General features: G+C 42.3%; 7 protein-coding genes and 1 pseudogene. 5 read left to right on the top strand and 3 right to left on the bottom strand.

The genetic code is table 11. From position 1 onward, the window contains the following. Positions 1-215: 215 nt before the first annotated feature. The 3 genes from FTV03_RS16150 to FTV03_RS16140 all read right to left on the bottom strand — a co-directional run bounded on the left by FTV03_RS16150 (position 216) and on the right by FTV03_RS16140 (position 4,363). Positions 216-1,454, bottom strand: coding sequence for a CaiB/BaiF CoA-transferase family protein (locus FTV03_RS16150; RefSeq protein ID WP_180042190.1), 1,239 nt, complete (start codon positions 1,452-1,454; stop codon positions 216-218). A gap of 51 nt (positions 1,455-1,505) precedes the next feature. Then, entirely contained in the window at positions 1,506-2,933 is a 1,428-nt protein-coding gene (locus FTV03_RS16145) for an MFS transporter (protein WP_180042188.1), read from the bottom strand. A gap of 209 nt (positions 2,934-3,142) precedes the next feature. Continuing rightward, positions 3,143-4,363: an acyl-CoA dehydrogenase gene (locus tag FTV03_RS16140; protein ID WP_180042187.1), complete on the bottom strand. Its 1,221-nt coding sequence runs from the start codon at positions 4,361-4,363 to the stop codon at positions 3,143-3,145. A 246-nt stretch (positions 4,364-4,609) separates the two neighbouring features. Here FTV03_RS16140 and FTV03_RS16135 point away from each other — a divergent pair, with 246 nt between their 5' ends. The 5 genes and pseudogenes from FTV03_RS16135 to FTV03_RS16115 all read left to right on the top strand — a co-directional run. Further along, a complete protein-coding gene (locus FTV03_RS16135) occupies positions 4,610-5,545 on the top strand; it encodes a LysR substrate-binding domain-containing protein (RefSeq protein WP_180042185.1) in 936 nt (311 codons plus the stop codon). A 104-nt stretch (positions 5,546-5,649) separates the two neighbouring features. Further along, the gene (locus tag FTV03_RS16130) at positions 5,650-6,351 is read left to right on the top strand and encodes a Sir2 family NAD-dependent protein deacetylase (RefSeq protein WP_180042183.1); all 702 of its coding nucleotides are present in this window, start codon (positions 5,650-5,652) and stop codon (positions 6,349-6,351) included. Positions 6,352-6,538: 187 nt separating this feature from the next. Beyond that, positions 6,539-7,483: an ABC transporter permease gene (locus FTV03_RS16125; protein WP_180042181.1), complete on the top strand. Its 945-nt coding sequence runs from the start codon at positions 6,539-6,541 to the stop codon at positions 7,481-7,483. Further along, positions 7,483-8,364, top strand: a complete 882-nt coding sequence (locus FTV03_RS16120; protein ID WP_180042179.1) for an ABC transporter ATP-binding protein — start codon at positions 7,483-7,485, stop codon at positions 8,362-8,364. Before FTV03_RS16125 ends, FTV03_RS16120 begins: the two co-directional genes overlap by 1 nt. Before the next feature lie 81 nt (positions 8,365-8,445). Then, positions 8,446-9,093 (top strand): annotated as a pseudogene (locus FTV03_RS16115) (2-oxoglutarate and iron-dependent oxygenase domain-containing protein); the annotation flags it as partial. Positions 9,094-9,210 lie beyond the last annotated feature (117 nt).

Raw genomic sequence — 9,210 nt, 5'->3', positions numbered from 1 at the left:
TCATATTAAGCTTTACGAGGGCGTTGTATCGTCTGACGAGACGTGTATCAAGATGGGAGATATTAAATTGAAGAGCATGCTCTTCAATTTAACCCAAAACTTGGGATTTGTGTAGATACCTATGCCTGAAAGGAGAGGGAATTTAAAACATGAATTTTAAAAGTTCAAAAAATGATTTATGCACGAGGTCTATTCCAAAATTTAATTAGGAAATTTTAAGCTGCAGGATGACTGAGTTGATCAATAATACCTTGTGCAGCCAATTCATTTAATTCAGCTTCAGTTCTATATTGGGACAAAATTTCTGTCGTGTGCTGTCCTAACTGTGGTGGTGCATGACGGTATTCCACAGGTGTATCAGATAACTTCATCGGTGAACCAATCACTTTAAAATCATGATTTAAAGCATGTGGAATATTCACTACCATGTTACGGTGTTGAATTTGTGGTTCATTTAATGCGTCGTCTACAGAGTTGATTACACCGACTGGCACTTTTACCGCATGAATCGCATCGACCCAAACTTGAGCATCTTGAGTCAGAAAAAAGGCACTCAATAATGGAATCAATTCATCACGGTGTTTTACCCGATCTTGATTACGTAAATAGTTCGGCTGATCTAACAGTTCTGTATAGCCAATCGCAATACACAAGTCTTTAAATTGCTTGTCGTTACCACAGGCAATAATAAACTCCTTATCTTTGGCTTTAAAAGTTTGATACGGCACAATATTCGGGTGATTATTTCCCATACGCTTGGGTGCTTTACCTGAGGTCAAATAGTTCATACCTTGATTGGCTAAAGCTGCCACCTGTACATCGAGTAAAGACATATCAATATATTGACCGCGTCCAGTATGCTGCCGCGCCAACAATGCCGCCTGAATGGCAATCGTTGAGTACAGTCCGGTCTGAATGTCGACTACAGCGACCCCCACCTTTTGTGCTCCGCCACCGATTACATCATCAGATTCACCAGTAATACTCATTAAGCCGGACATACCTTGAATAATAAAGTCATAGCCCGGTTCTTCCGCGCGAGGCCCATCCTGACCAAAACCTGTAATTGAGCAATATACGATATTTGGATTTAGCGCACTGAGCGATGCATAATCCAAACCATATTTGGCAAGTGAACCTGCTTTGTAGTTTTCAATCACGACATCTGCAGTTTGGGCAATTTCACGGACTAGGGTTTGCCCTTCTTCACTGGCAATATCAATGGCTACAGAATATTTATTACGGTTCGCACATTGGTAATAGCCTGATTCTTTCGTCGCTTGACCTTGCTGATTTGGCATCCAAGGTGGTCCCCACATACGGGTATCATCCCCGACTTTAGGACGCTCAATTTTGATTACCTCTGCACCTAAATCAGCCAATATTTGACCGCACCAAGGACCTGCTAAAACACGGCTTAAGTCCAATACACGAATTCCTTTTAATGCACCCATAGTTCACTCCAGATGTGCCATAGTATTGAGCTATGGCACAGATCTTTTTAATTATTTTACTGTTGCAGTTTTTGCAGACGCTTTTTGCTCTGCATCAGCTACATGTATATCTAAACTGGCCAGTTTTTCTTTTTCCGCATCTGAAGAAAGTGATGCTTGCTGCGGGTCATATTGACGTTCACGAATGAACAAGCCTGGAATAACACCTGCAATAAAGTAAGCAGCACCCATCACAATAAAGGCCATAGTGAACGATCCGCCTGCGGCAATCATACCAATGGTTGCTGGTGCAATGGCTGCGCCTAAGCGCCCCATATTGTAAGCACCGCCAATGGCTGTACCGCGCACATCCGTAGAGAAACTTTCTGCCATAAAAGTTGCATTTACACCGTATGGAATACCGTATAAGAAACCGAAAGTTACGAGTAAATAGGCAATGTTGGTTGGTGTGTTATAGAAAATGATGATCGGTAAAAATGCTGCCGTGGCTACCGTACCAAACACAAAGGTTATACGACGTCCGAACTTGTCAGCGGCATAGCCAGCTAAAATTTTGCCCAGAATCATGGCGGTATATGCACCTACCATATAGCCTGTCATGGCTTTAAAGTTCATGCTGAGTTCGGTTTCTAGATACGTTGGCATCCAGTTGTTAACACCGTAATAACCGAATTGTAGAAATGCAGCGGTCGACATCCAAAAGAAGAACATTTTGCGATGATTAGTGTGTCCAAAAATACGTTTATAAATACTTTCAGAAGGTGCATTTTGATTGACTGCAGCTTGCTGCTGTACAGGTTCAAGTTTTAATTCACGGCGTTTTAGCTGCTCAATTTTTGCTTCCTGCCAAGATTTTGGTTCAGGAACAAAACGCATAAAGATAAGGGCAAAAGCAGCAGGAATAATCGTGACATAAAATAGCATGCGCCAGCCGTGATCTGGAATAATGGCACCCGCCATCAGCGTTGCAACGATATACCCCACGGTTTGACCCGTTTGCAAAGTCCCAAGTACCGTTGTGCGGTATTTGGTTGGTACATATTCTGCCATGAGCGTATTACACGCCATATAAAGTGAGCCCAGACCAAATGCGCCAATAAAACGTAAAATTAAAAATTGTTCATAGCTTTGGGTAAAGCCTAAAATACAGGTCATGATTGAGAAAAATACTACTGACCAAGCAATAGTTTTCACACGACCAAATTTATCGCACGCCCATCCACCAGAAATACCACCTAGCGCCATCCCTGCTAAAGAAGAGCTACCAAGCATTCCTGCTTGAAATGTACTTAAACCAAACTCAGCCTTTAAACTGGTGAGGCTGAATGACAGCAACATAATGTCTACACCATCAATCACCAATGAAATAAAGGCAAAAATAAAGGCCATTTTCCAAGTGTTGCTGGTAATACGATGCATCGTGCCCACGTTAGAAGGCAATTTGAGCGTTCCTGCTCCGTTTTGCATTTCGTTATTCATTTCCTTGTTCCTCATTTTCCCAAATGAGTCATCGGCATTCCTATGTCTGCACATTTTCCTTTTTTATTCTTTTTATTTCATCACTGCTCAGGCTATTGCACAGAGTTACAAGAGTGTTTCACGATGAATCCTTTATTGATTAAGTTTATTTTTGCATAAAAAGTCTCTAAGGCACTCTATGTAGAGCACCTTATTGATATTGAATTCAATTAGTTACCAAAAGCCGCGATGCCTGTTTGCGCACGACCTAGAATCAGTGCATGTACATCATGTGTGCCTTCATAAGTGTTGACGACTTCGAGGTTAACCAAATGGCGGGCAACACCAAACTCATCAGAAATACCATTTCCGCCCATCATGTCACGCGCTACACGGGCAATATCTAAAGCCTTGCCACAGTTGTTACGTTTAATGAGTGATGTGCCTTCTACTGCAGCTAAACCTTCATCTTTCATACGTCCAAAGCGAAGCGCAGCTTGTAGCCCCAAGGCAATCTCAGTTTGCATATCCGCCAATTTCTTTTGAATCAGCTGATTCGCCGCCAATGGTCGACCGAACTGTTTGCGGTCCATGGTGTATTGGTGCGCTGTGTGCCAGCAGAATTCAGCTGCGCCCATTGCGCCCCAAGCGATACCATAACGTGCACTGTTTAGACAGGTAAATGGACCTTTTAAACCACGTACTTCTGGAAAAGCGTTCTCTTCAGGGACAAAAACATTGTCCATGACAATTTCACCGGTAATCGATGCACGTAAGCCAACTTTACCGTGAATCGCTGGTGCTGATAGCCCTTCCCAGCCTTTTTCCAAAATAAAACCACGAATGTCACTAACATTACCTTCAGGCGATACTTCTTTCGCCCAAACAACAAACACGTCGGCAATTGGGCTGTTGGTAATCCACATTTTTGCGCCAGTTAGACGGTAACCACCTTCGACCTTTTTTGCACGAGTAATCATGCTACCTGGGTCAGAGCCATGATCTGGTTCAGTTAAACCAAAACAGCCAATGTATTCGCCTGTTGCCAGTTTTGGTAGGTATTTCTGTTTTTGCTCTTCAGAGCCAAATTCATTAATCGGCACCATCACCAAAGAACTTTGCACGCTGGCCATAGAGCGGTAGCCAGAATCAACATATTCAATTTCACGTGCAACTAATCCATAGCTAACATAGTTTAGACCTGCGCCGCCGTATTGCTCTGGAATCGTAGGGCCAAGCAAGCCAAGTTCGCCCATTTCTCGGAAAATAGATGCATCGGTTTTTTCATGGCGGAATTGTTCGAGTACACGTGGCTGTAAACGCTCTTGACAGTATGCATGCGCAGTATCACGAATCATGCGTTCTTCTTCAGTTAATTGCTGTTCCAAAAGAAACGGATCTTGCCAGTTAAATTGTACTTTTGGTTTTTTTACATTGACCATTTGATTCATCGCATCCTCTGCTTTTTCGGGCTTTCTTTGTTTTATTTGATGCTATGTGTGAAAAGTGATTCATTCAAACGATTAATTTGCATGTAGATATGCGCCTTTCACATACCTGAGCTTTGTCCACGGCGTGTTAAGCACTTTAGCCACTGATTTGAACTGCGGATTGCTTTATTTATAGACTATAGTGGTATATGAAAATCATTCTTATATGCCATTTTGTGATACCTCTCGATAAAAAGGACTTTATCTATGCGGCGCAATATTCCATCATTGCAAAGCTTAATTTGCTTTGAATCTGCTGCAAAAAACGCAAGTTATACGCATGCTTCTCAAGAGTTATTTATTACTCAAAGTGCTGTGTCACGCCAAATTCAACAGCTTGAAGAATATTTAGGTGTCATGCTATTTAGCCGAACACGTCACGGTGTCGATCTCACAGAAGCAGGCAAACAATATGCAAAAAGTATTAAACCCTTTTTGCAAGGCATCGAAAAAAGCACCTCTGATATCATGACGCACAAAGGCTTAGGCGGTACTTTAAAGCTGGGCGTTGTGCCAACGTTTGCCACACGTTGGCTGTTGCCAAAATTAAATAAATTAAATGCACAGCATCCTGAAATTACCGTGCATTTGGAAACTAGTACCAAACCTTTTTTGTTTAATGAAAATGTCTTTGACGCGGCGATTTTTGCAGGAACGCAACAGCAAATTGAGCATTGGCCGGGTATTCAAGCGCATTATTTAATGGATGAAGAAGTGGTTCCCGTTTGTTCCCCCAAATTGATTGAAAACAACTTTCCCGATGCGGAAATGACCGATGATCACAGTTTTAATTTAAGCGATGAAGAGTTACTTCAATTGCCCTTATTACAGCAAACCACCCGTCCAAGTATTTGGCAAGAATGGTTTCAAGCCCATCAGCTTCAGCATTCCAAACCATTTGATGGTCAGCGACATGAACTATTTTCTATGCTTTCTGTGGCAGCCAGTCATGGCATGGGTATGGCACTGATTCCACAAATGCTGATTGAAGCAGAACTGAGAAAAAAAGAATTGGTGATTGCATCAAATAAAAAACTGCACGGTAGCCGAAAATATTATTTAGTCCATTCGAGCCAAGACAGTTCACCGCAAATACAAAAATTTGTCGATTGGGTGCTACAAGAATTGCATCAGCTAAGTTGAAGTAATCGCTATATTTTGAGTACAGTAAATTCGCTGAATTATTCGTTCAATACATGCAACCGTACGCAATGGACTCATCAATTAAAATATAAGGCTAAATATCTATGCAAAAAATTGTGGTGTTTTCAGGTGCCGGCATTAGCGCAGAAAGCGGCATCAATACCTTCCGTGATAGTGATGGTCTTTGGGAGCAGCATCGTATTGAAGATGTGGCCACACCTGAAGCTTGGGCACGTGACCCTTCTTTAGTACAGCGTTTTTATAATGAACGCCGTAAACATATTTTAGCCGCAGAGCCAAATGCAGCGCATAAATTAATTGCTGAACTCGATGATTTTTTTGATGTACAAGTCATTACTCAAAATATTGATGACCTACATGAACGTGCAGGCAGTCAAAATGTACTACATCTGCATGGAAATATTCGTTACGCAAAAAGCTCTGGCCCTCAGGCGCAATATACGCAGGAATTGTTTCCCATTGAAGGTGCTGATTTAAACTTAGATACTGATAAATGCCCTGAAGGATATCCTTTACGGCCACATGTGGTCTGGTTTGGCGAAGCAGTTCCTGCCTACGAAGATGCAAGTGTGAGTGTGCAAACAGCAGATATTTTTATTGTGATTGGTACGAGTCTGGCTGTCTATCCTGTGGCTGGATTGATTCACGAAATCCCAGCCAACTGCCGTGCATTTTATATCGACCCGAAAGCAGATTATCAGCGTGTACCTGAGCAGTATCAACTGATTAAAGCGGGTTCGAGTGAAGGAATGAAAAAACTTTTTTTGCAATTGCTTGCGCCATAAAAGTACATTTTGGCATCAGTATCGATCAAAAAAATGATATCGCCTGCTACTTTTGCAGGCTTTTTGCTGTTTATAGCCTATCTAACTTGGCATAAGACCAATAAATCACGGCATACACGCGTTTGGCATTCAAATTGCTTAACGGTATTACGTTTTATTAAAAAAGTAATATTGGGGCTTGGTCAGTATGGGTTATGTCGCAAGAGAGCTCAGTCCAAAAAGTAAGCTATTGCTTGGCTTAGGATCATTTTTAATTCCTGTGCTTATTTGGTGTGCAGTGAGTTATTTGCCATTTTTATGGCATCCGCAGGTGCAAATTACGCAGTCAGGCAGTGTGCCTTATTTTCAGGTGGATAGCCGTGTCGACAAAGCGGTGTTTTATGCCGAAGCGCAATCTGCGGTCAATGCAGGTTTAGCGCCACCTCAAGGCAAACTGGTCAATCCAATCTATCTACCTGCACCGCATGAAGTGGCAAAAGCGCTGGTTACGGCCTTTATTACTCCGCCTGCCCAACCTGATGCCCCATGGTTTCATCAAAGCTTATGGCACAGTATTAAAATTGTGTTCAGCGCTTTTTTTATTGCCTCTCTCATCGGTATTCCGCTCGGCATTCTTTGCGGTTTTTCTCAAAAAATATCACAACTGACCGAACCTTTTGTTGAATTTTTTCGCTACTTGCCCGCTCCTGCTTTTGGCGCCTTAGCCGTTGCGATTTTAGGCATTAATGATGCACCTAAAATCGCCATTATCGTGATTGGTACGCTATTTCAGCAAATTCTAATTATCGCCAATACCACACGGATGGTTGACCGTGGCTTGATCGAAGCAGGTTTTACGCTAGGCACCAATAAAATGAAAAGCTTATTTTATGTGGTGATTCCGGCGGCGCTTCCCGACATTTACCGCGACTTGCGTGTATTGCTGGGTTGGGCTTGGACCTATCTTATTGTCTCTGAACTGATTGGCACAACCTCTGGGATTACGTGGTTTATCACCCAACAAGCGCGTTACCAAAACTTTGACAATGTCTATGCCGCGATCCTCATCATTGGGGTGATTGGTTTGGTATGCGATGTGGTGCTAATGAAACTCGGACAACATCTATTTAAATGGAAAGCAGGAGCAAAATAATGAACAGCACAGAGTTTAATGCCACCCCTTATTTCGATGCAATTTATGCGCGCCCTGTCATTTTAGAAGCAAAAAAACTCACACAAAGTTTTAAACACGGCAAGACTGAGCGCACTATTTTAAATCAGTTGGATTTAAAGATTCATAAACGTGAATTTATCTGCGTGATTGGCCCATCGGGTTGCGGTAAATCGACCTTTAGCCGAATTGTGGCTGGACTAGACCCATACAGTAGCGGTGAATTGCTGGTCGATGGTCAAGCCATTGAAGGCCCAAGCCCTGAGCGTGGCATGGTGTTTCAAGGCTACACGCTTTTTCCATGGAAAACCGTTAAAGAAAATGTGATGTTCGGCCCTTTAATGAAAGGTGCCAGCAATGCTTCGGCTGAATCCAGCGCCCGCGAATGGATTGATATTATTGGTCTAGAAAAATACCAAGATCAGTACCCGCATCAGCTTTCTGGTGGGATGAAACAGCGCGTTGCGATTGCCCGCGCATTGGTCAATGAACCCAAAATATTATTGATGGATGAGCCTTTTGGCGCGCTTGACCCGCATACCCGTCAAAAAATGCAAAAACATTTAATGGATCTTTGGCAAAACATTGATATCACCATCATTTTTGTGACACACGATATGGATGAAGCCATTTTATTGGCGGATCGTATTGTAGCGCTCAAAGCCAATCCTGGTGAAATTAAAGAAATTATTGAGGTCGATTTACCCCGTCCTCGTAATCCTGAACTCATGCTAAGTACTGAATTTAAACAACTGCGCGAACGGGTAGATTTCTTGGTGCATGCACAGGAAGACGAGCTCGACCCTGCAATGGAGAACTTACCGAAAATTCCGCGTATGACCCAAGTCAGTACACAAAAATAACTGGATTAATCCCTCTTCATCTTTAGGACGGCCTAAATGATGTACTACAGCGTTGGACGGCCAACATTATAGGAATTGAAGATGAATGAATCTTATGTTTTGCCACTTGTTGATATTTCAAAAATGCAAAGCACGGTACTGTCAGAACGCTTAGAAGTAGCCTCTGCGTTGGATAAAGCCTGTAAAGATGTTGGTTTTCTTTATTTAAAAGGCGATCAGTTCAATTTTGATTTTGCGACATCACTGATTCAGGTGGCAAAGCGCTATTTCCAACTAGATACCGCCAGTAAAATGCAACACTATATTGGACTGTCGAAAAATCATAGTGGCTATGTGCCAATTGGTGAAGAACAATTTGCAGGCAACAGCTACGACTTAAAAGAAGCCTATGACGTCAATTATGATTATCACGGCGAAACTACGGCATTTCCTTTACTTGGCCCTACGTTATGGCCAGATGATGCCACATTTAAAAGCACGGTCAGTGATTATTACTGCCATTTACGCAGTATTAGCGAGCAGATTTTTCAGGCCTTTGCTTTAGCATTGAATGTCGATGAGCATTTTTTTGATTGCAAAATTACCCATCCGACCAGCCAGCTGCGTCTAATCCATTATCCGTATAACCCTGAAGTGAAAGATGCCGAAGGTATTGGCGCGCATACAGATTATGAGTGCTTTACACTGCTCTTACCGACTGCACCAGGTTTGCAGGTACTCAATAGATCTCTTTCATAAATCAAAAAACGATCTTCTTTTTGGTTAATATTTGCACTCCGGATTTCTTAGCATTCGTGCATAATCTGCGGATGAAATACATCGATTCAAACAAGCTTTCTGATCCTC

Source organism: Acinetobacter sp. YH12218 (assembly GCF_013417925.1).
Taxonomy (GTDB): domain Bacteria; phylum Pseudomonadota; class Gammaproteobacteria; order Pseudomonadales; family Moraxellaceae; genus Acinetobacter; species Acinetobacter amyesii.
The sequence above is the reverse complement of the archived record's forward strand: the minus strand, read 5'-3'. Positions and strand labels throughout refer to the sequence as shown.

Coding starts and splice junctions, on each gene's coding strand:
- FTV03_RS16150 (WP_180042190.1), bottom strand. CDS start 1,454: ATGGGTGCATTAAAAGGAATTCGTGTATTGGACTTAAGCCGTGTTTTA.
- FTV03_RS16145 (WP_180042188.1), bottom strand. CDS start 2,933: ATGAATAACGAAATGCAAAACGGAGCAGGAACGCTCAAATTGCCTTCT.
- FTV03_RS16140 (WP_180042187.1), bottom strand. CDS start 4,363: ATGAATCAAATGGTCAATGTAAAAAAACCAAAAGTACAATTTAACTGG.
- FTV03_RS16135 (WP_180042185.1), top strand. CDS start 4,610: ATGCGGCGCAATATTCCATCATTGCAAAGCTTAATTTGCTTTGAATCT.
- FTV03_RS16130 (WP_180042183.1), top strand. CDS start 5,650: ATGCAAAAAATTGTGGTGTTTTCAGGTGCCGGCATTAGCGCAGAAAGC.
- FTV03_RS16125 (WP_180042181.1), top strand. CDS start 6,539: ATGGGTTATGTCGCAAGAGAGCTCAGTCCAAAAAGTAAGCTATTGCTT.
- FTV03_RS16120 (WP_180042179.1), top strand. CDS start 7,483: ATGAACAGCACAGAGTTTAATGCCACCCCTTATTTCGATGCAATTTAT.